The organism is Fictibacillus gelatini DSM 15865 (genome assembly GCF_000430745.1).
In the GTDB taxonomy this organism is placed as follows: domain Bacteria; phylum Bacillota; class Bacilli; order Bacillales; family Fictibacillaceae; genus Fictibacillus_A; species Fictibacillus_A gelatini.
In genome coordinates this window covers 239,556-262,548 of sequence record NZ_AUMP01000002.1, presented here as the reverse complement: position 1 = coordinate 262,548, position 22,993 = coordinate 239,556, and the positions used below count along the sequence as shown (strand labels likewise).

General features: G+C 40.3%; 22 protein-coding genes and 1 other annotated feature. All 22 genes read left to right on the top strand.

Annotated elements, in window-relative coordinates; all coding sequences use genetic code 11:
* The first annotated feature begins 18 nt into the window (after positions 1 to 18).
* Entirely contained in the window at positions 19 to 1,287 is a 1,269-nt protein-coding gene (gene icd, locus H538_RS0104375) for an NADP-dependent isocitrate dehydrogenase (protein WP_026676564.1), read from the top strand.
* Between the two features lie 67 nt (positions 1,288 to 1,354).
* Positions 1,355 to 2,293 (top strand): malate dehydrogenase, encoded by a 939-nt coding sequence (gene mdh / locus H538_RS0104370; RefSeq protein WP_026676563.1) that lies wholly within the window; start codon positions 1,355 to 1,357, stop codon positions 2,291 to 2,293.
* 85 nt (positions 2,294 to 2,378) lie between these two features.
* The gene (locus tag H538_RS0104365; RefSeq protein ID WP_026676562.1) at positions 2,379 to 2,855 is read left to right on the top strand and encodes a MaoC/PaaZ C-terminal domain-containing protein; all 477 of its coding nucleotides are present in this window, start codon (positions 2,379 to 2,381) and stop codon (positions 2,853 to 2,855) included.
* A gap of 140 nt (positions 2,856 to 2,995) precedes the next feature.
* Complete coding sequence (locus tag H538_RS0104360; protein ID WP_026676561.1) at positions 2,996 to 3,964, top strand: PstS family phosphate ABC transporter substrate-binding protein; 969 nt, start codon at positions 2,996 to 2,998, stop codon at positions 3,962 to 3,964.
* A 93-nt stretch (positions 3,965 to 4,057) separates the two neighbouring features.
* Positions 4,058 to 5,014, top strand: coding sequence for a phosphate ABC transporter permease subunit PstC (pstC, locus tag H538_RS0104355; protein ID WP_026676560.1), 957 nt, complete (start codon positions 4,058 to 4,060; stop codon positions 5,012 to 5,014).
* Positions 5,004 to 5,867, top strand: a complete 864-nt coding sequence (gene pstA, locus H538_RS0104350) for a phosphate ABC transporter permease PstA (protein ID WP_035350044.1) — start codon at positions 5,004 to 5,006, stop codon at positions 5,865 to 5,867. Before pstC ends, pstA begins: the two co-directional genes overlap by 11 nt.
* A 22-nt stretch (positions 5,868 to 5,889) precedes the next feature.
* Positions 5,890 to 6,756 (top strand): phosphate ABC transporter ATP-binding protein PstB, encoded by an 867-nt coding sequence (pstB, locus tag H538_RS0104345; RefSeq protein ID WP_026676558.1) that lies wholly within the window; start codon positions 5,890 to 5,892, stop codon positions 6,754 to 6,756.
* Positions 6,757 to 6,791: 35 nt separating this feature from the next.
* The gene (phoU, locus tag H538_RS0104340; protein ID WP_026676557.1) at positions 6,792 to 7,451 is read left to right on the top strand and encodes a phosphate signaling complex protein PhoU; all 660 of its coding nucleotides are present in this window, start codon (positions 6,792 to 6,794) and stop codon (positions 7,449 to 7,451) included.
* Positions 7,452 to 7,536: 85 nt separating this feature from the next.
* Positions 7,537 to 8,250, top strand: coding sequence for a response regulator transcription factor (locus H538_RS0104335; RefSeq protein WP_026676556.1), 714 nt, complete (start codon positions 7,537 to 7,539; stop codon positions 8,248 to 8,250).
* On the top strand, positions 8,250 to 9,986 hold the full coding sequence (gene pnpS / locus H538_RS0104330) for a two-component system histidine kinase PnpS (RefSeq protein WP_026676555.1): 1,737 nt from the start codon (positions 8,250 to 8,252) through the stop codon (positions 9,984 to 9,986). The genes H538_RS0104335 and pnpS overlap by 1 nt, the downstream gene beginning before the upstream one ends.
* Before the next feature lie 93 nt (positions 9,987 to 10,079).
* Entirely contained in the window at positions 10,080 to 12,716 is a 2,637-nt protein-coding gene (gene polA / locus H538_RS0104325) for a DNA polymerase I (protein ID WP_026676554.1), read from the top strand.
* A 59-nt stretch (positions 12,717 to 12,775) separates the two neighbouring features.
* Complete coding sequence (gene mutM / locus H538_RS0104320) at positions 12,776 to 13,597, top strand: DNA-formamidopyrimidine glycosylase (RefSeq protein ID WP_026676553.1); 822 nt, start codon at positions 12,776 to 12,778, stop codon at positions 13,595 to 13,597.
* Between the two features lie 67 nt (positions 13,598 to 13,664).
* Complete coding sequence (gene ytaF / locus H538_RS0104315; RefSeq protein WP_035350041.1) at positions 13,665 to 14,303, top strand: sporulation membrane protein YtaF; 639 nt, start codon at positions 13,665 to 13,667, stop codon at positions 14,301 to 14,303.
* Positions 14,304 to 14,321: 18 nt separating this feature from the next.
* Positions 14,322 to 14,921, top strand: a complete 600-nt coding sequence (coaE, locus tag H538_RS0104310) for a dephospho-CoA kinase (protein WP_026676551.1) — start codon at positions 14,322 to 14,324, stop codon at positions 14,919 to 14,921.
* Positions 14,922 to 15,053: 132 nt separating this feature from the next.
* Complete coding sequence (locus tag H538_RS0104305) at positions 15,054 to 16,088, top strand: glyceraldehyde-3-phosphate dehydrogenase (RefSeq protein WP_026676550.1); 1,035 nt, start codon at positions 15,054 to 15,056, stop codon at positions 16,086 to 16,088.
* Positions 16,089 to 16,365: 277 nt separating this feature from the next.
* Complete coding sequence (gene speD / locus H538_RS0104300) at positions 16,366 to 16,749, top strand: adenosylmethionine decarboxylase (protein WP_026676549.1); 384 nt, start codon at positions 16,366 to 16,368, stop codon at positions 16,747 to 16,749.
* A gap of 172 nt (positions 16,750 to 16,921) precedes the next feature.
* Positions 16,922 to 17,314: a hypothetical protein gene (locus H538_RS0104295; protein ID WP_051291264.1), complete on the top strand. Its 393-nt coding sequence runs from the start codon at positions 16,922 to 16,924 to the stop codon at positions 17,312 to 17,314.
* An 83-nt stretch (positions 17,315 to 17,397) separates the two neighbouring features.
* Entirely contained in the window at positions 17,398 to 17,859 is a 462-nt protein-coding gene (gene nrdR / locus H538_RS0104290) for a transcriptional regulator NrdR (RefSeq protein ID WP_026676547.1), read from the top strand.
* 90 nt (positions 17,860 to 17,949) lie between these two features.
* Positions 17,950 to 19,344 carry a replication initiation and membrane attachment family protein gene (locus H538_RS0104285; protein ID WP_026676546.1) on the top strand — a complete coding sequence of 465 codons (1,395 nt, stop codon included), beginning with the start codon at positions 17,950 to 17,952 and terminating at the stop codon, positions 19,342 to 19,344.
* A gap of 25 nt (positions 19,345 to 19,369) precedes the next feature.
* The gene (dnaI, locus tag H538_RS0104280; protein WP_026676545.1) at positions 19,370 to 20,308 is read left to right on the top strand and encodes a primosomal protein DnaI; all 939 of its coding nucleotides are present in this window, start codon (positions 19,370 to 19,372) and stop codon (positions 20,306 to 20,308) included.
* Positions 20,309 to 20,390: 82 nt separating this feature from the next.
* A complete protein-coding gene (mqnC, locus tag H538_RS0104275) occupies positions 20,391 to 21,500 on the top strand; it encodes a cyclic dehypoxanthinyl futalosine synthase (RefSeq protein WP_026676544.1) in 1,110 nt (369 codons plus the stop codon).
* 120 nt (positions 21,501 to 21,620) lie between these two features.
* A complete protein-coding gene (locus H538_RS0104270; protein ID WP_026676543.1) occupies positions 21,621 to 22,481 on the top strand; it encodes a putative sporulation protein YtxC in 861 nt (286 codons plus the stop codon).
* A gap of 68 nt (positions 22,482 to 22,549) precedes the next feature.
* Positions 22,550 to 22,773: a binding site (T-box leader), on the top strand.
* Positions 22,774 to 22,993 lie beyond the last annotated feature (220 nt).

Here is a 22,993-nt window from a genome sequence, read left to right as displayed (position 1 = left end):
AGATAGGAGTGACTACATATGTCTATTGGAGAACGTATTACAGTTGATAACGGGAAGTTAAATGTACCTGATCAGCCAATTATCCCTTTTATTGAAGGTGATGGGACGGGCCCTGACATTTGGGCAGCAGCTTCGCGCGTTTTAGAAGGAGCTGTAGAAAAAGCATATAACGGTAAAAAGAAAATCGTCTGGAAAGAAGTTTTAGCTGGAGAAAAAGCATTTAATCAAACAGGTGAATGGCTACCGAATGAAACACTTGAAGTCATCCGCGATTACATCATTGCGATTAAAGGGCCTTTAACGACACCGGTTGGCGGTGGGATTCGCTCATTGAATGTTGCTCTTCGCCAGGAATTGGATTTATTTACATGCTTGCGTCCAGTTCGATACTTTAAAGGTGTTCCTTCTCCTGTAAAACGGCCTGAAGATACAGATATGGTCATTTTCCGCGAGAACACGGAAGATATTTATGCAGGTATTGAATATGCAAGCGGAACCGAAGAAGTAAAGAAAGTCATCCGCTTCCTTCAAGAAGAAATGGGAGTAAAGAAAATCCGCTTCCCTGAAACGTCAGGAATCGGAATTAAGCCGATTTCATCAGAAGGAACAAACCGTCTTGTTCGTGCGGCTATTCAATACGCAATCAATGAAGGCCGTAAGAGCGTAACGCTCGTTCATAAAGGGAATATTATGAAATTCACAGAAGGTGCTTTCAAAAACTGGGGATATGAACTTGCTGAAAAAGAGTTTGGCGATAAAGTGTTCACATGGGCCCAGTATGATCGTATTGCTGAAAAAGAAGGTAAGGAAGCTGCGAATAAAGCACAGGCTGAAGCTGAAGCAGCTGGGAAAATTATCGTTAAAGACTCGATTGCAGACATCTTCCTTCAACAAATTTTAACGCGTCCGGCAGAATTCGATGTTGTGGCAACGATGAACTTAAACGGTGATTATATTTCTGATGCGCTCGCTGCTCAAGTTGGCGGTATCGGAATTGCACCTGGAGCAAACATCAACTATGAAACAGGACATGCAATCTTTGAAGCAACGCACGGAACTGCTCCAAAATATGCTGGTTTAGACAAAGTTAACCCATCATCGGTTATTCTTTCCGGTGTGTTAATGCTTGAGCATCTTGGATGGCATGAAGCAGCAAAATTAATCATGGCTTCAATGGAAAAAACGATTGCAAGCAAAGTAGTTACGTATGATTTTGCACGTTTAATGGAAGGCGCTACTGAAGTTAAATGTTCGGAATTTGCAACTGAGCTCATTAAAAATATGTAATGCCCGTAAAGTCAATTTGTATCCAGAGTTTCAAAAAATAGAGCGTATTGACATGGAGGGAAATAGAATGGGAACCCAACGTAAAAAGATTTCGGTAATTGGAGCAGGTTATACAGGAGCAACTACAGCGTTTCTCGTAGCCCAAAAAGAGCTCGGAGACGTCGTTCTTGTTGACATCCCGCAAGCGGAGAATCCTACAAAAGGCAAAGCGTTGGATATGCTTGAAGCAAGCCCTGTCCAGGGATTTGACACAAACATTATCGGGACGTCCAATTATGAAGAAACAGCAAATTCCGATATTGTTGTTATTACTGCCGGAATTGCCCGCAAGCCGGGAATGAGCCGTGATGACTTAGTGAACACGAATGCAAAAGTAATGAAAAGTGTAACGAAAGAAGTCGTCAAATATTCTCCAAATTGCACGATTATCGTTTTAACAAACCCTGCTGATGCAATGACCTATACGGTACTTAAAGAATCCGGTTTTCCGAAAAACCGTGTAATTGGCCAATCCGGTGTTCTTGATACGGCTCGTTTCCGTACATTTGTCGCTCAAGAATTAAAACTATCTGTTAAAGATATTACGGCATTTGTTCTTGGTGGACACGGTGATGATATGGTTCCGCTGATTCGCTATTCTTTTGCCGGTGGAATTCCTTTAGAAAAATTAATTCCACAAGAACGTCTGGAAGCGATTGTTGAACGCACGCGAAAAGGCGGCGGTGAAATTGTCAGCCTTCTTGGAAACGGAAGTGCATACTACGCTCCGGCTGCTTCTTTAACTGAAATGGTAGAAGCCATTCTCAAAGATCAACGAAGAGTACTTCCAAGCATCGCATATCTAGAAGGAGAATATGGATACGAAGACTTATGCTTAGGTGTGCCAACAATTCTTGGTGGTAACGGATTAGAACAAATCATCGAACTTGATTTAACAGATGAAGAGAAAGCTGCTCTCGATAAGTCTGCAAATTCTGTTCGCAATGTAATGAAAGTATTGTCATAAGGAAAGAGATTCGGGTTTCCCGAATCTCTTCTTTAGACCAAAAGGGAAAACGCTTTCAAAAGTGGACTTCAAAGGGGGGCTTGCTATGTTATTAGGAAAAAAACGAAAGTTAGGCCGTAAACTGGAAGAAATAAAAGTAGGAGAAAAGCTCCAGATGTCCGAAACGGTTGAAGATAAAGACCTTCTTCTTTATCTTGGCTTAACCGACGATAATAATCCGCTTTTTATTCAGCATGACTACGCATCCTTAACGCCTTTTAAAAAGCCGATTGTCCCGCAAATAATGCTTACTGGTTTTGTAACGTCAGCCATATCAAAATATTTGCCGGGGCCGGGAAGCAGCATTCGCTCTCACACTCTTTCGTTTCCGAAACCCGTTTACCATTATGAAAAAGTGAACTTCTTTTTTGAAGTAGTAAACATTCATACCGAATCTCACACGATTGAAATCGAAGTGGAAGGAAAAAATGAAGCTGGAGAGACGGTTTTGAAGGGGACATTGGACGTTTGCCCCCCGTATCCGCCAAAATCGATCACATCAACAACATTTGATAATTTTTAAGGAAATAAAACCCGGGGAGACTTCAACTCCCCGGATTTTATTTGTCTTTACAATATCTTAACAATTTGTTAAAACGAAATTCATAAAGAACCAGTATCCTTAATTTGTAGAGAGAAAAGAAGCTCAGGGGGACTTTAAAAATGAAAATAAAAAAGATGATGAAAGTAGCTTTTCTACTATCATCTTTTGTCTTTCTTTTGGCAATAATCACAGCTTGTACTAACGATGGAGTATTTAATTCCGACAAAGAAAAGATGGAGAGCGGCCGAATTAAAATTGATGGTTCATCGACCGTATTTCCGATCATGGAAGCTGTTTCAGAAGAATTTCGTTTAAAATATCCAAAGGTTGAGGCACCTGTTGGAATTTCCGGAACGGGCGGAGGTTTTGAAAAGTTTGTGAAAGGTGAGACGGATATAAGCAACGCTTCCCGCCCAATGAAAAAGAAAGAAAAGAAAGCGGCAAAAGAAAACAAGATCAACTACACCTCATTTGAATTGGCTTACGATGGTCTATCTGTTGTCGTAAACAAAGATAATCATTTTATTAATCATTTAACAATAGATGAGCTTAAAAAGATCTTTCTTGAAAAAAATAAAGCAAAAACGTGGGCAGATGTAAGAAAAGGATGGCCGAATAGAAAGATTGAGGTCTTTAGTCCGGGTACGGATTCAGGGACATATGACTATTTTGATGATGTCATTCTTCAAGGAAAGCCATTGCGCCGGGATGCCGAGCTTTCAGAAAATGATAACATACTCGTTCAAGGTGTATCAGGTTCAAAATATGCGATTGGATTTTTCGGGTTTGCATACTATGCAGCAAACAAAGATAAGTTAAAAGCAGTTCCGATCGATGGAGGCAGGGGGCCAGTTGAACCAGATGCAGAGACGATTAAATCAGGGAAATATTCCCCGCTTTCCAGGCCGCTGTTCACATATGTCAATAATCAATCGCTGAAAACGAATAAGGCCGTTTATGATTATATTGAGTTTACACTTGAAAATGCAGGAAGACTCGCTTCATCAGATGATATTGGCTATGTTGCGCTGCCAGATGAGAACTACAAAAAACAGCTCAAGATATTAAATGAGCTGGTGAAAAAATGAGCTTTAATAGTTTAGCCGGACAACTCATACAATTTTAGAGATGAAAGATTTCTAATCATCCTAAAGTTGCTAAAGAAGTGGAGGTCCTGGCCATTGTCCAATGACATAAGAAATTATTCGATAAAAGAATTAATAGAGAGAAAGAAAAAAAGGCGGGCAAAAGTATCATTTGTTGAAAGTTTAGCGCCGAAGCTATTAGCGTTATGTGCGATCATTTCAGTTTTAACGACTCTGGGAATTCTCGTTACATTATTAAAGGAAACAGCAACATTTTTTAGTAAAGTTTCAGTTGTGGAATTTTTAACGAGCCATAAATGGTTTCCCTTTGCATCCGGGCCGTATGCGGAATTTGGCATTTGGCCGCTCGTCTTAAGCACGTTGAAAGTAACGATGATTTCGATGTTCATCGCGATTCCGGTCGGTCTTTCGTGTGCCATTTATTTAAGCGAGTATGCATCCGTTCAAACAAGAAAAGTCATTAAACCGATACTTGAAGTATTGGCTGGTGTTCCGACAATTGTATTTGGCTTTTTTGCTTTAACGTTTGTCACACCGTTATTAAAAATGTTTATTCCGAGCCTGTCACTTTTTAATGCGCTAAGTCCCGGAATTGTTGTTGGGGTAATGATTATTCCGATGATCGCCTCACTTTCGGAAGATGCGATGAAAGCCGTTCCGGAAAGCATAAGGGAAGGAGCCTTTGCGATTGGTTCAACCCGTTTTGAAGCCGCCATAAAAGTGGTGCTTCCTGCAGCAAGCTCCGGTATTATCGCTTCATTTGTCCTTGGAATATCCCGTGCCCTTGGTGAGACGATGATCGTCACTATTGCAGGAGGTGCCAGGCCAATTGCTTCTTTGAATGTCACAGAATCGATTCAAACAATGACAGCCTATATTGTTCAAGTAAGCCAGGGGGATGCCGGGTATGGAACAACCGTATATTACAGTATATATGCAGTAGGTATGGCCCTTTTTATCTTTACATTGCTTATGAATCTATTCGCACAGTATATTTCTCGCCGTTTAAGGAGGAATCAGCATGATTCATAAGAAGGTCAAGAGGCGAAAGGCTATAAACCATCTGGCGAAATTTATGTTTTTACTTGCCACTTTGCTCACATTAAGTGTGCTTGGAATTCTTCTTTGCCAAATTTTTTTAGATGGGAAAGAATATGTAACGCTTGATTTTATAACGAGCTTTCCTTCCAGGTTTTATGAGAAGAGCGGCATTTGGGCAGCAATATGGGGAACGATCTGGGTAATGGCCGTGACTATCCCGCTATCTTTTATGATCGGAGTCGGGACTGCCATTTATTTAGAAGAATATGCAAAAAAAACGATGTTCGCCACGTTCATCCAAATGAATATTGCCAATCTGGCCGGCGTTCCATCCATTGTTTTTGGATTGTTAGGATTAACCATTTTCGTTCGTTTCATGGGGTGGGGACAAAGCGTTCTCTCCGGTGGATTGACGATGACGCTCGTCGTTTTGCCGATAATTGTCGTAGCTGCACAGGAAGCTATAAAAACAGTGCCAAAAGAACTTAAAGAAGCATCATTTGCAATGGGAGCGACAAAATGGCAGACGACTATCCATGTTGTTTTGCCTGCCGCGCTTCCCGGGATTTTAACCGGTACGATCCTTGCCATCTCCCGGGCAATCGGAGAAACCGCCCCGTTATTAGTCATTGGAGCAATGGCGTATGTCGCCTTCGTGCCGGATGGGCTTCTTTCCGCATTTACTGTACTGCCGATTCAAATCTTTAATTGGACGACGCGGCCTCAGGAGGAATTTCACGGTCTTGCTGCCGCCGGAATTATTGTCTTAATGATTATATTATTCATTATGAACGGACTGGCCATTTGGCTTCGGAATAAATTTCAAAATACGTCGAGGAAGTAGAATTACGAGGAGGATGAACAAAATGGAAATTACGATTAATCGTAAGCCGCTTGATAAAGTAACTGAATCAGAAAATGAGGGGAGACAGGCTGTCCATTCAATAAAACTTGAACAAGCGAATACAACGGAGGAACTGCCTGCGGTTTTTAAAATTAACGAGCTTAATTTATGGTACGGACAGGACCATGCATTAAAAGATATCCAGTTTACGATTCCTGAAAAACAAGTGACAGCAATCATCGGGCCGTCCGGCTGTGGGAAATCGACCTTTATTAAAACGTTAAACCGAATGGTGGAGATGGTGCCATCCGTTCGCATGTCTGGAGAAATCTTGTATCGCGGACGCAATATTTTTGACTCAAAGTATAATGTTGAGGAATTGAGGACAGAGGTCGGAATGGTATTTCAAAGACCTAACCCGTTTCCAAAATCAATTTATGAAAATATCGCCTATGGACCAAAAATCCATGGCATAAAAAATAAAAAAGTATTGGATGAAGTTGTGGAAAAAAGTCTTCGCCAGGCTGCCATCTGGGATGAGGTAAAGGATCGACTTCACGAAAATGCGGTTGGGCTATCAGGAGGGCAGCAACAGCGACTATGTATCGCCCGATGCCTGGCGGTGGAACCGGACGTCATTTTAATGGACGAACCGACTTCTGCCCTTGACCCTATCTCAACATTAAAAGTCGAGGAACTTATACAAGAACTTAAGAAAAATTACAGTATTGTCATTGTGACGCACAATATGCAGCAAGCAGCAAGAATATCGGATAAAACCGCCTTCTTTTTAAATGGGGAAGTAATTGAGTTTCGCGATACGGGCACGTTGTTCTCTACGCCATCTGATAAACGGACGGAAGATTATATAACCGGACGTTTCGGATAAAAAATAGAAACTACAAAGGATAGGAGCTTAAAAACATGGTTGTTCGTGAAAATTTCCAAACGCAATTGGATGACTTGAAAAACTCGATAGTAGAATTAGGAAAGCTGGCTGAAAAGGCATTAAGAGATTCAATCCAGGTGTTGAATTTTCAAGACTTTGACCTGGCGCTTGAAATCATTGAGAATGATCAGCGCATTAATCATCTTGAAGAAGAAATTAATGATACGGCCATCCTATTAATTGCTAAACAAGCGCCTGTAGCTTCAGATTTAAGAAAAATCATTTCGGCGATTAAAATTTCTTCGGATGTCGAAAGAATGGCTGATTTTGCCGTCAATATTGCAAAATCGACGATTCGTATCGGGAAAACAGAACGGATTAAGCCGCTTGAAGAGATTGCTATTATGGCGGATTTGGCGATACAAATGCTGTCGGATGCGATCACTGCTTACTATAATGAAGACGTCGTGCTTGCGAAACGTCTGGCTGATATTGATGATCAGGTCGATGAAATGTATGGCAAAACCATTCATGAACTTCTTACGATCATGACAAAAAATACGGAATTAGTCCCGCAGATCACTCAGCTTTCATTTATATGCCGGTATATTGAACGTACTGCAGATCATGCGACAAATATTGCCGAAAGCGTCATTTATCTCGTAAAAGGAAAGAGATATGGCTTAAATGAGTAGAAAAAGCCGCGGCTTGTTCACTTTAAACATTCGCTATAGTATGATATACGAAAAAATAGTTTTTTGATAAAAGGATGGGAAATGAATGAGCCAAAAAATTATGGTAGTAGAAGATGAACAATCAATCGCAACATTGCTGAAATTCAACCTGGAACAAGCGGGGTTTGAAGTAATCACTGCCTCCGATGGCAAGGAAGGTTTAAGCCTTGCGGAAATGGAAAAACCTGATTTGATCATTCTCGACCTTATGCTTCCAGAGATGGACGGAATGGAAGTTTGTAAGCAGCTCCGTCAAAAGCATATTTTTGTCCCCATCTTAATGCTAACAGCAAAAGATGATGAATTAGATAAAATATTAGGATTAGAACTTGGTGCGGATGATTATATGACCAAACCTTTTAGTCCACGTGAAGTGCTTGCACGGGTAAAAGCGATCCTTCGGAGAATGACTCAAATTCCCGGTGAACAAGCGGCTCCAAAGCATGCAGAACATGAAAAGATTGTAATTGGCGAAGTTGAAATTTTCCCGGATAACTATGAAGCTTTTTATAAAGGGAAAGAGCTTGAATTAACACCGAAAGAATTTGAACTGCTCGTATATTTAGCGCGCAATAAAAAGCGGGTATTAACACGGGAACAGCTCTTATCATCGGTCTGGAACTATGATTTCGTCGGGGATACGCGAATAGTCGACGTTCATATTAGCCATTTAAGGGATAAAATTGAAACGAATACCCGAAAGCCAATGTATATTAAAACGGTCAGGGGACTTGGCTATAAGTTAGAGGAACCGAAATAATGTATGATCTTCGGAATCGAGTGCTCTCTTTTTTCTTAATCGGCATTATGCTCGTTTCCATGCTTCTTGCGATTCTTGTTGGTAATAGTATGCACCATATGGTGAAAGAAAAGCGGGAACATTTCTATGAAGGAGAGCTCAATCTGTTAGCACTGGCGGCGAAATCGGAAAATACCGCACTTCTGGCCAATCAAATTACAAAAGCGGAGGAAGATTTGAAAGGAAGCGTCGTTTATTTATCCCCTGCAGGAAACGTGCTCGTATCTTCCGGCAGGAAAAAGATCAACGTTTCTGAATATCCGCTTTATGCCGATGAGAAACTGGAAAATTCAAAAGTGTATAAGACGAAAAAAGCAGGAAATGTATTTTATACACTGCCGATTAAACAATCGGGTGATGACCGCATGCAAGGTTATATGCAGCTCATTATCCCAATTCATGTCGCAGAAGCTGCTGAACATTCCATCTGGCAAACGATGTCCGTTGGCTTTTTGCTATGTTTCGTTCTCGTTCTGATCATATCCATACGTGTGATTAACCGGCTTGTGAAACCGGTAACGGATGCGGTCTTAACCGCGAAGGAATTGGCAAAAGGAAACTTCAAAGCGAGAGCATATGAATTCAAGGAAAAAGATATTGGCGAGTTAAATCATTCGCTCAATGTCCTTGCCCGAAACCTGGATCAAATGACACAAAGCTATGAATCGCAACAAAACCGGTTAACGACGTTGATTGAAAATATGGGGAGCGGATTGATTTTAATTGATGCGAATGGGTATGTAAATTTAGTGAACCGCGCCTTTAAAGAGATATTTCAAACGGAAGATTGGACTGGCCAATTATTTGAAAAAGTTTTCCCTTACCAGGAAATAAAGGAACTTGTGGAAGAAACGTTTATTGTTGAAAGCAATGTCCGAAAACAGGTCGTATTGCCAATACGGATTGTCCGGAAGCATTTTGACGTTTATAGCGCCCCGGTCCTTGACAGCCATGAAAAACTAACAGGAATTGTCCTCGTCTTTCATGATATTACGGAGTTAAAGAAGCTGGAACAAATGCGCAAAGACTTCGTTGCAAACGTGTCGCATGAATTAAAAACGCCAGTCACTTCATTAAAAGGATTTGCTGAAACATTGCTCGATGGAGCGGCGGAAAATCCTGAAGTCCGCACTGAATTTTTGAAAATTATTTGGCGTGAAAGTGAACGCTTGCAAGAATTGATTCAAGATTTACTGGAACTGTCCAAGATTGAACAAAATTTCTCACTAAATTGGGAGGAAACTGACATCGTCTCTATTGTAAACGAAGTCGTCGTCATGCTTGAACCAAAAGCGAGAGAAAAAGAAATCGAGTTAAATGTTGTGACTGAAGGAGATGCAATCATTGAAGGAGATTCGTCACGTCTCAAGCAAGTATTTATCAATTTAATTAATAATGCTCTTGTTTATACCTCAAAAGGCGGAAAAGTGACAGTCGGTTTAAAAGAAGAAAAAGAGACGGTGAAATTTTACGTAAAAGATACGGGAATCGGGATTAAAGAAGAAGAAATCCCCCGCATTTTTGAGCGTTTTTATCGGGTTGATAAAGCCCGGAGCCGAAATTCCGGCGGTACAGGACTTGGCCTTGCTATTGTCAAGCACTTGATCGAAGCCCATCATGGCCGAATTGATGTAAAGAGCAAGCCCGGCGAAGGTTCTACGTTTACCATTACGTTTAACAAAAAGAGAAAAAGTTAATAGATGTCCCCCTGATAATGAACTTATTTTCCCTTTTCACTTGTAAATGGTACAATGGAGAAAGGAAAATAAGGACTTGGGGGTTTTTTTATTTTGGCAAATAAATTAATATTAATTGACGGGAACAGTATCGCCTACCGGGCATTTTTTGCCCTTCCTTTGCTGAATAACAACAAAGGCGTATATACGAATGCAGTGTACGGATTTACGACGATGCTTTTGAAAATATTAGAAGAAGAAATGCCGACCCATATTGTTGTTGCCTTTGACGCGGGGAAAACAACATTCCGCCACAAAACATTTAGCGATTATAAAGGAGGGAGGCAAAAAACGCCGCCGGAATTATCTGAGCAATTCCCGTTCATTCGAGAGCTATTAGATTCGTTTGGGATTACACGGTACGAACTTGATAACTATGAAGCGGATGACATTATCGGAACACTTTCAACACAAGCGGAAAAAGACAATTGGGAAGTTAAGGTTTTCACAGGGGATAAAGACCTTCTTCAACTCGTGACGGACCATGTGAAAGTCGCATTAACCCGAAAAGGGATCTCTGAAGTCGAGACATATGATGTGAAGCAAGTTGATGAACGATACGGTTTAACACCGGAACAAATTATTGATATGAAAGGACTGATGGGTGATCCGTCCGACAATATTCCGGGTGTTCCCGGTGTCGGTGAGAAAACGGCCATAAAGCTTATTAAACAGTTTGGTTCGCTTGAGAAAACCCTTGAATCGATCGATCAAGTATCCGGTGCCAAATTGAAAGAAAAGCTTATGGAACATAAAGAGCAGGCGCTAATGAGTAAAAAGCTTGCAACGATTACCCATGAAGTGCCTCTTTCTATAACGCTTGCCGATTCGGAATATAAAGGGTATCAAACAGAAAAAGTGCAGGCGCTGTTTAAAGAGCTTGAATTCAACTCATTACTTGAGAGGATTGGCACAGATGCTGCGGGTCCGGAAGCTGCTGGCGAAAAGAAAGAACTTTCGTTTGAAACGGTAACAAAATGCACGAAAGAAATGTTCATTTCCCCGTCTAGCCTCATTGTTGAAACGATGCCGGAAACGTATCATAAAGCTGAAATTCTTGGGTTTGGCCTTGTAAATGATAACGGTCATTTTTATATTCCAACCGAAGTTGCCCTCTCGTCTGGCTTGTTTAAAGAGTGGGCAGAAAATAAGGAGCAAAAAAAATATGTGTTTGATGCAAAACGGGCGTACGTTGCGCTTGGCTGGAACGGTATTTCTTTAGCTGGAGTCGAATTTGACCTTTTAATTGCATCTTACTTATTAAACCCGTCTGAATCCGCCGATGATGTTGCCAGCGTGGGAAAAAGGCATGGCATTTCGGATGTCGACAGCGAGGAAGCGGTCTACGGAAAAGGGGCAAAGCTGAAAGCACCGGAAGAAGAAGTGTTAAAGGAACACATCGTTCGCAAGGCAAATGCGGTCTATCAGCTTAAAGAGGAATTTGTCAAAAACCTGAAAGCAAACGAGCAATTTGACTTATTTGCCAACCTCGAACTGCCGCTATCGCTTGTTCTTGGCGATATGGAGACAACCGGGGTAAAAGTGGACACTGACCGTTTAAAGAAAATGGGCCACGAGTTAACCGATCGCCTTCATGCATTGGAAAAAGAAATTCATGAGCTGGCCGGAGTTTCGTTTAATATTAACTCGCCGAAACAATTAGGAGAAATTTTATTTGAAAAATTGAACCTTCCTGTCATTAAAAAAACGAAGACGGGCTACTCCACATCGGTTGATGTACTTGAAAAACTCGAAGGCAAGCATGAGATCATTGGCAAAATCCTCGTTTACCGCCAGCTTGGCAAATTGAGCTCAACTTATATTGAAGGCTTGCTGAAAGTAGTGGACAACGATACGGAAAAAATTCATACCCGCTTTAACCAGGCATTGACGCAAACAGGAAGATTAAGTTCAACGGAACCGAATTTGCAAAACATCCCGATCAGGCTTGAGGAAGGTCGCAAAATCAGACAGGCCTTCGTTCCATCCAAACCTGATTGGATGATTTTCGCGGCAGATTATTCCCAAATCGAATTGCGGGTGCTGGCGCATATTTCTCAAGACGAAAACTTAATGGAAGCCTTTAAGAAAGAAATGGATGTTCATACGAAAACAGCGATGGATGTATTTCATGTTGGTGAAGATGAAGTCACACCGCAAATGCGCAGGCATGCAAAAGCTGTTAACTTCGGAATCGTATACGGTATTAGTGACTATGGATTGTCGCAAAGTCTTGGCATCACGAGAAAAGAAGCGGCTGACTTTATTGATCGCTACTTAAAAACATTCCCGGGTGTAAAGCAATATATGGAAGAGATTGTACAGAAGGCGAAACAAAATGGATATGTAGAAACATTGCTTCATCGCCGCCGCTATTTACCGGAAATTACGAGCCGCAACTTCAATTTAAGAAGCTTCGCTGAACGGACCGCGATGAACACGCCTATCCAGGGAACGGCTGCGGACATTATTAAAAAAGCGATGGTTGAAATGGATAAACGGTTGAAAGAAGAAAAAGTAGAAGCAACAATGCTTCTTCAAGTGCACGATGAGTTGATTTTTGAAGCTCCCGAACACGAGATTAAATTATTGAAACGGCTTGTACCGGAAGTGATGGAATCAGCACTTAAGCTCGATGTTCCGTTAAAGGTAGACATCAATTATGGAAAGACATGGTATGACGCGAAATAAAGAAAGAAACCAGCGCTGCTTTCTAGTAGCGCTCATTTTTTTGGCAAGGAGGAAGGAAGATGCCGGAATTACCAGAAGTGGAAAATGTCAAAAATACGTTGAATCGCCTCATTCGAGGCAAAACGATCGCTGATGTTAAAGTTTTATGGCCGAATATTATAAAATACGAAAACCTTGATGAATTTAAGCTGCGTCTTATCGGGCAAACGATTGAACTCGTCGAACGCCGAGGAAAGTTTTTGAAAATCCATTTAAATGAAGATACGCTCGTTTCCCATTTGCGGATGGAAGGCAGATACGGGTTATATGAGGCGCAAGAAGAATTTGATAAACATACACATGTCTTTTTTACCTTTACGGATGGGACAGAATTAAGGTATCGCGACGTAAGGAAATTTGGAACGATGCACTTGTTTGTTCGCGGGGAAGAGGAAAGACAGGCCCCGCTTTCCAAACTCGGGTATGAGCCATTTTCAAATGAGTTTACGGTAAATGTGTTAAAACAAGGGCTTTCGAAAACAAATCGATCGATTAAAGCCGCCCTTCTCGACCAATCAATCGTCGTTGGGCTTGGGAATATTTATGTTGACGAAGCCTTATTTAAAGCGGGCATCCATCCTGAAACAAATGCAAATAAATTATCATTGCCAAAAGTAAAAACGCTTCATCAACACATTATTGAAACATTGAAAGAATCTGTTGAAAAGGGCGGAAGCACGATCCGATCCTATGTGAATTCCGTTGGAGAAGAAGGTTCGTTTCAACTAGAGCTGTTTGTTTATGGAAAAAAAGGCGAGCCGTGCAAAAAGTGCGGCACCATGATTTCTAAAACCGTCGTAGCAGGACGTGGAACCCATTTTTGCCCGAAATGTCAAAAGTGAAAATAACAGAATAAAGGCTCCTTTCATATAATACTAAACGTTAGTAGAGAAAGGAGCTATTTGTTTAATGATGATTTCCATCTCAATGCTGTTATTAGCCGTAGCCGTTAGCCTGGATAGTTTTGGTGTAGGACTCACATATGGAATAAAAGGAATTAAAATCCCGATAAAGTCAATCCTTATCATTTCTTGTTGCTCCGCATCGACGCTCTTGATCTCGATGGGATTTGGGCATATCATTGAACAATTTCTTTCGCCAAAAGTTGGGGAAGTTTTTGGGGGACTCATTCTATTTTTAATTGGCACGTACTTTTTATTTCAAGTACTTAAACCGAAAAAAGAAAACGAACAAGTTGAACAAAGTGAAAAAACAATAGTAAAATTAGAAATAAAAAAGCTTGGGATTATGATCCAGATTTTAAAAAAACCTGTCATTGCTGACCTTGATCAATCAGGTTCGATTAATGGATGGGAAGCAGTATTATTAGGTGTGGCGCTTTCTCTTGACGCTTTCGGAGCAGGTATCGGGGCAGCTCTTATTCACCTTCCTCCGATATGGACGGCTGTTTTTGCAGCGGCCATGAGCTCGATCTTCGTCCTATTTGGAATGCGTCTTGGCTTTATTTTTTCAAAAGTAAAATGGGTGAAGAAACTTACAATCCTTCCGGGGATACTATTAATGATCATCGGATTATTGAAAATGTAGTTAAATGAAAAAGGGGATATAGTTTTGATTATTGGATTAACAGGCGGTATTGCCAGCGGAAAAAGCACGGTATCAAACATATTTAAATCGTACGGCATCCCCGTCGTCGATGCGGATGTGATCGCGAGACAGGTCGTTGAAAAAGGAATGCCCGCATATAATGAAATTGTAGCTTCATTTGGGAAAGAGATCCTTGATGAAAATGGCGACATTCATCGAAAAAAGTTAGGCAGCATTGTTTTTCATGATGACGAAAAACGCATGCTCCTCAACAGCATTGTCCATCCGGCTGTACGGCAAGAAATGAGGCGTCAAGCGGATCAGTTTTTAGCGGAAGGATATGAGACAGTCGTTCTTGATATACCTCTGTTGTTCGAAAGTAAGTTGACACATATGGTTGATGTGACACTGCTTATTTACGTCGACGAAGAAGTCCAATATGAACGATTGATGGCAAGAGATCAAATGACGTTTGAAGAGGCGAAAGCAAGAATCACATCACAAATCCCGCTAAAAGAAAAGCGTCAACTGGCCGACGCCGTCATCGAGAACAACGGAACATTGGAACAATTAAAAGAAAAAGTGATCAATCAACTGCATGAATGGGGTGTACGATAGACTCGGGATGAACCGGGTCTATTTTTGCGCCTATTTTTTTAAAAAGTATGTTCCATTTCAGTTGAAATATGTTATACTAATTACAGTCAAAGAGAGAAAACAGTATAACATATATATGGAAGGAGCAACACCATGAAAGCAAAAGTAGCGATTAATGGACTTGGACGTATCGGAAGAATGGTTTTCCGTATTATGATGGAGAAAAATGAACTAGATGTAGTAGCGATAAATGCAAGCTATCCGGCAGAGACACTTGCTCATATGATAAAATACGATTCTATTCATGGGGTTTTTAACGGTGAAGTGATTCCGTATGACGGCTATTTAATGGTAAATGATAAAAAAGTGCTATTATTAAATTCAAGAGACCCGAGAGAACTTCCGTGGAAAGAACTCGGTGTCGACATCGTCATCGAGGCAACGGGGAAATTTAAATCAAAAGAAACAGCTGGCTATCATCTTGAAGCGGGTGCGAAAAAAGTAATCATTACCGCTCCTGGAAAAGAAGAAGATATTACGATCGTAATGGGCGTCAATGATAACGATTACAATCCTGATGAACATCATATTATTTCAAACGCTTCTTGTACGACAAATTGTTTAGCGCCGGTTGTGAAGGTGCTTGATGATCAATTTGGCATTGAATGCGGCATGATGACAACGGTTCATGCGTATACAAATGACCAAAAAAATATTGACAACCCTCATAAAGACTTGCGCCGTGCACGGGCTTGCGGACAATCCATCATCCCGACTTCAACAGGTGCAGCGAAGGCGATCGCTAAAGTATTGCCGCATCTTGAAGGCAAATTAAATGGAATGGCATTACGCGTGCCTACGCCTAACGTATCTTTAGTTGACCTCGTTGTTGATTTAAAAAGAGAAGTGACGGTTGAAGAGGTTAATACTTCCTTGCAAATGGCTGCTGAAGGATCTATGAAAGGTATTCTTGCATTCAGCGAACTGCCGCTCGTTTCCATTGACTATAATGGAAATGGACATTCATCGATCGTAGATGGACTTTCAACAATGGTAATGGAAGGGAAGAAAGTTAAAGTTCTTGCCTGGTATGATAATGAATGGGGTTATTCTTCCCGTGTTGTTGATCTCGCGAACATGGTTGGAGCTCGTTTGATCAAAGGATCAAAAGTATCCATGATCTCCTAATAAGAAAAACAGAGCGCGTTTTTCTTATTTAAAAAATCAGGTGTCGCCAGCGATACCTGATTTTTTTTATAATGTCAAGAATAAAATATTAAAACTAGATGTTGCAAAACATTATAAAAGAAAGTATACTATGTTTCGTGAACTTCAATTAAGGCAATTAAGGCATTGAGTTCTACTTAAAGGGTTAGGACCTCTTTGGACTAACTTTCCCCCGTGGTAGATATTCTTTTGCCGCATGCTTGAAGGCATGATTATTATTTAAAGGGGGACTATGCGAATGGATACAATGGGAAGACACGTAATTGCTGAACTATGGGGATGCGACAGTGAAAAGCTAAATGACATGAAATTTATTGAAGAAACGTTTGTAGATGCTGCTCTTAGAGCTGGGGCAGAAATACGTGAAGTTGCTTTTCATAAGTTTGCGCCACATGGTGTAAGCGGAGTTGTTATTATTTCTGAATCACATTTAACAATTCACAGTTTTCCAGAGCATGGTTATGCAAGTATTGACGTTTATACATGCGGGGATCGAATTGATCCGAATGTAGCGGCTGATTATATTTCACAGGCTCTCGGAGCGAAAACCCGTGAGAACCTTGAGGTGCCACGCGGTATGGGTCCTGTAAAGGCTGCTAAGACAAAAGTATCAGCTCAATAAAAAATGAATGACGAAACGACGAGAGGTGTGGATAGCACCTCTTTTAATATTTAAACCGAAAGGATTGTCCCTTCGGTTTTTTTAAATGCTTTCATTTCAAAAGCAATTCTATTGGTTGAATGGGTCATTTCGGGTTACAATTATTGAAAACAATCTTTAGGAGTCGATTTCAATGTTGAAAAAAATGCGAACTTTTTTGACCAATAGTGCAGAAACGCGCGAAAATCATAACGACCCCGAATTTCAAACCCATTATTTTAAAGCGCGGCAAGCGGATGTGATGAAAGCGATAAGCGGAATCATTCAGAAAAAGCCGAGTTGCCGGTTATTGGGAATTTCTGAAGAGCGGGGGGAAATTGCTTTTGAAATGACAAAGCCAAGAAAATCCTTCGTTGTGATTACGGTAATTACCGTCAAACCTTTTAGGGTGGCCGTTGATTTAAACGTATCTACGGAAACCTCTCTTCCGTTTGATTTTGGCAACTCAAAAAAGATTATTTCTAATTTTTATCGTGAACTAAAAGAGGAACTTGAATTTATTGGCACCTCTCTTGCAGAAAAATAATAAGAGAACAACCTTGTCACATACCGTTCTTTTGACTAAGATAGAAGTAGATAAAATTGATTTCAAATCTGGGGTTGATGCAATTGCGTTGTCCGTCCTGCCAACATAATGGCACAAAAGTGCTTGATTCTAGACCTGTTCATGCGGGCAGATCCATAAGAAGGAGAAGAGAATGTGAAGAGTGCACCTATCGCTTCACAACCTTCGAAACCGTTGAGGAAATGCCTTTAATTGTTGTGAAAAAAGAAGGGACAAGGGAAGAATTCAGCCGGGAAAAAATTTTGCGAGGTCTTATTAGAGCGTGTGAAAAGCGGCCGGTTCCGCTAGAAGTTCTCGAGGACATTGTTGACAATATTGAAAAAGATTTACGTAATCAAGGAACTTCCGAAGTAAAAAGCAAAGAAGTCGGAGAAAAGGTCATGGATTATTTAGCCAAAACGGATGAAGTCGCTTATGTCCGGTTTGCTTCCGTTTATCGGCAATTTAAAGACATTAATGTTTTTATCCAGGAACTGAAAGAATTGATCAAAAAAGAAAACAGTTAAAAAGTGCGTGAGACGTGTTCGGAAGGTTTTACGCTCTTTTTTTACGACCTTTTACAAAGAGAGTTCGCTTAAAAAAGAAAGGTGAGTTTAATGAGTATACACTGGAAAGAAGTTGTACCGGTGGATACGTATGTCATACAGATGAACGGATTGCTTCATGAATATGACAGAAAAGTATTGACCTTATTATATCAGCCGCTCATAGGAGGATTCGCATATAGTCTTTATATGACGTTTTGGTGCCTTGCACAAACAAGTGTTGACGAATATACACATCAATATTTAATGAATATGACCCAGTTTTCATTAAAAGACATTATCCAGGCAAGAAAAAAATTAGAAGCGATCGGCCTTTTAAAAACATATAAAAGAGAAGACGCGACGAGCCGCAAGTATATTTATGAACTACACGCACCACTGTCTCCCCATGATTTTTTCAATGACGGAATGTTGAACGTTTATTTGTACAATCGGCTTGGAAAAACAAAATTTGTAGAGATGAAGGAAGCGTTTCTTCTTCCTGATATAAAGAAGGAAGGATTTATTGATGTCACTTCATCTTTTAGTGATGTTTTTACTTCCCTTCACCCATCCGAAATGGTTGCAGGTGTCTATTCGGAAATGAATGAAGGATTGGGAGGCACGGAAGGAAAGGTGGCGAAAAACGCCGAATCAAGCCCTCCTTCTATTGGAATGGACGAGTTTGATTTTGATTTGCTCTATGCGAACTTGTCCAGTTTTATTCTGCCTAAAGAAGTAATTACAGCATCAATTAAAGAAGCGATTATAAAATTGGCCTATGTTTATCAAATGGAACCGCTCGAGATGAGCAAACAAGTGCAAAATGCCTATTATGCAAACGGTGAATTAACGGTTGAAAATTTGCGTAAAGAAGTTCAAAAATGGTATCGGATTGAACATCAAAATGAATTGCCAATATTGGCTGAAAGGACGCAGCCATTAAAGTATAGGATGATGGCAAATAAAGAGCCTGTTAGTGAAGAAGAAAAATTAATTAAATTTTTTGAAGAGATCTCTCCGTATAAATTGTTAGAACTTCATGAAGGAGGAAGGCCTGCTAGTAGTGATTTAGCCATTGTCTCTCATTTAATGCTCGAGAAAAAAATGAATCCGGGTGTCATTAATGTTTTGTTAGATTATGTATTAAAAACAATTGATGATAAATTGCCTAAAGCTTATATAGAAAAAATAGCAAGTCACTGGGCACGCAAAAAAGTGGTTACCGTTAAAGAGGCGATGGAACTTGCGAGGAAGGAATTTAACACGTATAAAGAGACGCAAGCAAATAAAAAGAGGATGTCTGCTAGAGGCAACCAAAAAAGATCAATGCGTTTGACGGCATTGCCGGATTGGCTTCAGGAAAAAGATGACGATCAACAAGGGAATCCAAATGATGTGAACGAATTAACCGAAGAAGAGAAAGAAAATCAAAAGTGGCTTGAAGACTTGCTTAAAAATTTTTAACAACTTCAAGGAAGGAGGAACTTAGATGGAATCAATTAAAGAATCCTTCAAACAAATACCAGGGTATGCAAAATTCCAAAAGGACTATAATGCGTTAAAGTTTAAAGTCTTGAACGACCCGACAGTTGCTTCGTTTATTGAGAGCCATCCGGAACTTACGCAGGCAAGCATTGAGAGAAGCTTGCCAAGGCTTTTTGAATATATACAGGAACAGGCGAAATGTGCCAATTGCCCGGGGCTCGCCAATTGCCCGAACATGATGAAAGGCTATCAGCCAAAGCTTGGCGCAGGCAGAAATACCATTGATTTGTCGTATGAAAAATGTGAATTAAAGCTGCAAGAGGATAAACAAAAGTCGATCGTATCACTTATCAAAAGCTATTTTATTCCGAAAGAAATTTTGGAAGCGACTTTTGATAAATTGCACCGAATTGATAAGGAGCGCAAGGAAGCGATCTTTTATGCGACCCAATTTGTTACGGATGTATGTTCTGGGAAAGAAACGAAAGGACTTTATTTTTACGGCAAGTTCGGTGTCGGGAAAACATTTTTGCTTGGAGCGATAGCGAATAAACTTGCAGAACGGCAAGTGCAGTCATTAATTGTTCATACGCCGGAGTTTTTACGAGAGATTAAAAATAGCCTTTCAGAGGGAACATTTCAAGAAAAAATGGACCTTTTAAAAAAGGTGCCTGTTTTGATGCTTGATGATATTGGCGCGGAGAATATGTCGCCATGGATTCGCGATGAAGTGTTAGGCGTCATCCTTCAATTTCGTATGATGGAAAAGCTTCCCACACTTTATTCTTCAAACTTTGATTTTGATTTGCTTCAGGAACATTTTTATTGCTCGGAAAAAAGCGGCTTGGAAGAAGCAAAGGCGAAACGGATAATGGAACGTATCCGCCACATCACCATTCCTGTTTTTATTGGCGGCAGCAAGAATTTTAGAACGCTATCCTAGGAAAATCGTTACAGACGATTTTCCTTTCTTATTATGATAGAATGGAGAAGGAGAGGATGTATCCTTATTGGAGGTAAGATAAATGAGTATTGATGTCATATTACAAAAAGCATTAGACGGTATTCGTTTGACCGTAGATGATGCGATAAAGCTGTATGAGAGCGATGAAGTCGAGAAGATGGGCAAAGTCGCCGATACGATTATGAAACGCTGGCATCCCGAGCCGATTACAACGTTTGTTATTGGAAGAAATGTCAATTATACAAACGTATGTGATACATATTGCCGGTTTTGTGCTTTTTATCGGGCGCCAGGAAAAGAGGGCGGCTACGTGCTGGACGATGATGTGATTTTGCAAAAGATCCAGGAGACGGCTGATGTTGGTGGAACCGAAATTTTAATGCAGGGCGGTACGAATCCGAATTTGCCTTTTTCATATTATACCGATTTGCTAAAAAAAATTAAACAACGTTTCCCGGGAATTACGATGCACTCATTTTCTCCCGCTGAAATTTGGAAAATGGTTGAAGTGTCAGGCTTATCGCTTGAAGAAGTGCTACGCCAATTGAAAGAGGCGGGATTAGATTCACTTCCCGGAGGAGGTGCGGAAATATTAGATGATCGCACACGTAAGCGTATAAGCCGTTTAAAAGGTTCATGGACGGAATGGATCGACTGCATGAAAACCGCTAAAAAAGTCGGATTGCACTCGACAGCGACAATGGTTATTGGATTTGGTGAAACATTTGAAGAACGCGCCCTGCACCTTCAGCGGGTCCGCGATGCTCAGGACGAAACGAACTGCTTCCTGGCGTTTATTTCATGGACGTTCCAACCGGATAATACAAATTTAAAAGGTGAAAAAACCTCGCCAAGAGAATATTTAAAAAATGTAGCGATTTCTCGCATCTTTCTTGACAATATACCGAACTTCCAATCTTCGTGGGTCACAATGGGACCAGAGGTTGGAAAGCAATCGCTCCATTACGGTTGCAACGATTTTGGCAGCACGATGATGGAAGAAAACGTCGTATCAGCCGCAGGAACGACGCATAAAGTAAATACGAATCTGACCCTTCGCCTCATTCGTGAAGCCGGAAAAATCCCGGCACAACGAAATACAAAATATGAAATTCTCCATATTTTTAAAGAAGGCGAAACGGCCGAAAAAGACTTCGTCATGCAAAATTAATTTTAAGGCTTTCTAGCTCCGAAAAGAGTTAGAAAGCTTTTTAATTCTCTGTGAAAATAGTTCATGTTTTATGCTTCTATCCCATATATATTATCAAAGAAGTGAGAGGGAGGGGCAAGATTGATTGAACTCATTTTTACAGATCAAGAAGAATGTTATCAAGTACGTAAAAAAATATGTAATCAGGCGAGCCTAAAACAGATGAATCCTTCCTTTGTAGAAGTTTTACATACAGACCCGCACATTTTACATATAAAAAGCTTCGAGCATATGAATGTTATTATCGATATAGTGGCCGGCTATATCCAGGATAAAGTAGAGGAAGATCATCTTTTATATTTGATAGAAAATGTGTTTTTCTTTAAGGACAAAGATGAACAACAGGAAATTTTAGTTATCGCTAAATCGATAATGAATGGCGAAATTGAAGATATTCCAGGCACGAGCAGCATGGTGCCGGGTGAACAGTTAATTAAAAAGGAACTCAGTAAACTATTTTTAGAAAATCGAAGGAAATTTACAATTGATTCATTTATCCAGTTTCGTCTAAAAGATTATTTTCAACAGTTGCTAATGTATGTAGAATGGGCGATTGATGAATATAAAATGGAATTGGAATATCAGTCGTTTATCGATCATTTGAGAACATGTGTCAGTACCTACCAGACAAAAGTAAACGCCATTCATGTAACGTTTGATGGGGAAATTCGGATTTATGATGAGGTGCTAAATCCTTTTTCGTCTGAAAAGTTGGAAAAAATGTATGAAAAAGCACTGGTGATGACGGAAGAATTGGATTTGGACAGGATATTACTCGGTCCTTTGCTCGGGATTTCACCTAAAATGATTTATTTTTATAGTAACGAAGCCGATCATGCGATTGTACATACGATTCAAAATATTTTTGAAGAACGTTTGATTCATCAGCCATTATCATCATTTGCGGCGCTAAAGCAGCGTATAAATTCATCTAAAACATGATATACTGTCATTTGACTACTTGATTTTCAAATTTTTCACGCATATAATAGAATTACATTTTAAAATGATAATTAGCGTTGATAAGGACATGAGTTATTTATTACGGTTTACAGAGAGGGGAGCACTAGCTGAAAGCTTCCTAACACGGATAAATAATTTACCACCTTGGAGCTTCAGCGGCGAATTGAAGTAGCCGCATGACGGACAAATTACCGTTATCAAGACACGAGTGCCATAGCTTTCTTTGCTATGGAACGAGGGTGGAACCGCGAGTAGAACACTCGTCCCTTTATTAGGGACGGGTGTTTTTTATTATGCCCCGGCTTTTTGTTCAGAAGCGGAAAATAAGGTGTAATTCCACTCTAAAGGACAATTTTCCGCTTACGGATGAGGTCACTGAAAAAGTCCAAGAAATTTTCAAAAATGCTTTTTCCTAAAAAATACATCCCCACTTTGGTAAGCGAAATGCATTGTAAACACGATGCTATCCCCCACTTCCTAAGTGAAAAATA

Coding starts and splice junctions, on each gene's coding strand:
- icd (WP_026676564.1), top strand. CDS start 19: ATGTCTATTGGAGAACGTATTACAGTTGATAACGGGAAGTTAAATGTA.
- dnaI (WP_026676545.1), top strand. CDS start 19,370: ATGGAATCAATTAAAGAATCCTTCAAACAAATACCAGGGTATGCAAAA.
- H538_RS0104335 (WP_026676556.1), top strand. CDS start 7,537: ATGAGCCAAAAAATTATGGTAGTAGAAGATGAACAATCAATCGCAACA.
- phoU (WP_026676557.1), top strand. CDS start 6,792: ATGGTTGTTCGTGAAAATTTCCAAACGCAATTGGATGACTTGAAAAAC.
- H538_RS0104295 (WP_051291264.1), top strand. CDS start 16,922: ATGTTGAAAAAAATGCGAACTTTTTTGACCAATAGTGCAGAAACGCGC.
- H538_RS0104305 (WP_026676550.1), top strand. CDS start 15,054: ATGAAAGCAAAAGTAGCGATTAATGGACTTGGACGTATCGGAAGAATG.
- H538_RS0104365 (WP_026676562.1), top strand. CDS start 2,379: ATGTTATTAGGAAAAAAACGAAAGTTAGGCCGTAAACTGGAAGAAATA.
- ytaF (WP_035350041.1), top strand. CDS start 13,665: ATGATGATTTCCATCTCAATGCTGTTATTAGCCGTAGCCGTTAGCCTG.
- H538_RS0104285 (WP_026676546.1), top strand. CDS start 17,950: ATGAGTATACACTGGAAAGAAGTTGTACCGGTGGATACGTATGTCATA.
- pstB (WP_026676558.1), top strand. CDS start 5,890: ATGGAAATTACGATTAATCGTAAGCCGCTTGATAAAGTAACTGAATCA.
- mutM (WP_026676553.1), top strand. CDS start 12,776: ATGCCGGAATTACCAGAAGTGGAAAATGTCAAAAATACGTTGAATCGC.
- mdh (WP_026676563.1), top strand. CDS start 1,355: ATGGGAACCCAACGTAAAAAGATTTCGGTAATTGGAGCAGGTTATACA.
- mqnC (WP_026676544.1), top strand. CDS start 20,391: ATGAGTATTGATGTCATATTACAAAAAGCATTAGACGGTATTCGTTTG.
- pstA (WP_035350044.1), top strand. CDS start 5,004: ATGATTCATAAGAAGGTCAAGAGGCGAAAGGCTATAAACCATCTGGCG.
- pnpS (WP_026676555.1), top strand. CDS start 8,250: ATGTATGATCTTCGGAATCGAGTGCTCTCTTTTTTCTTAATCGGCATT.
- speD (WP_026676549.1), top strand. CDS start 16,366: ATGGATACAATGGGAAGACACGTAATTGCTGAACTATGGGGATGCGAC.
- H538_RS0104360 (WP_026676561.1), top strand. CDS start 2,996: ATGAAAATAAAAAAGATGATGAAAGTAGCTTTTCTACTATCATCTTTT.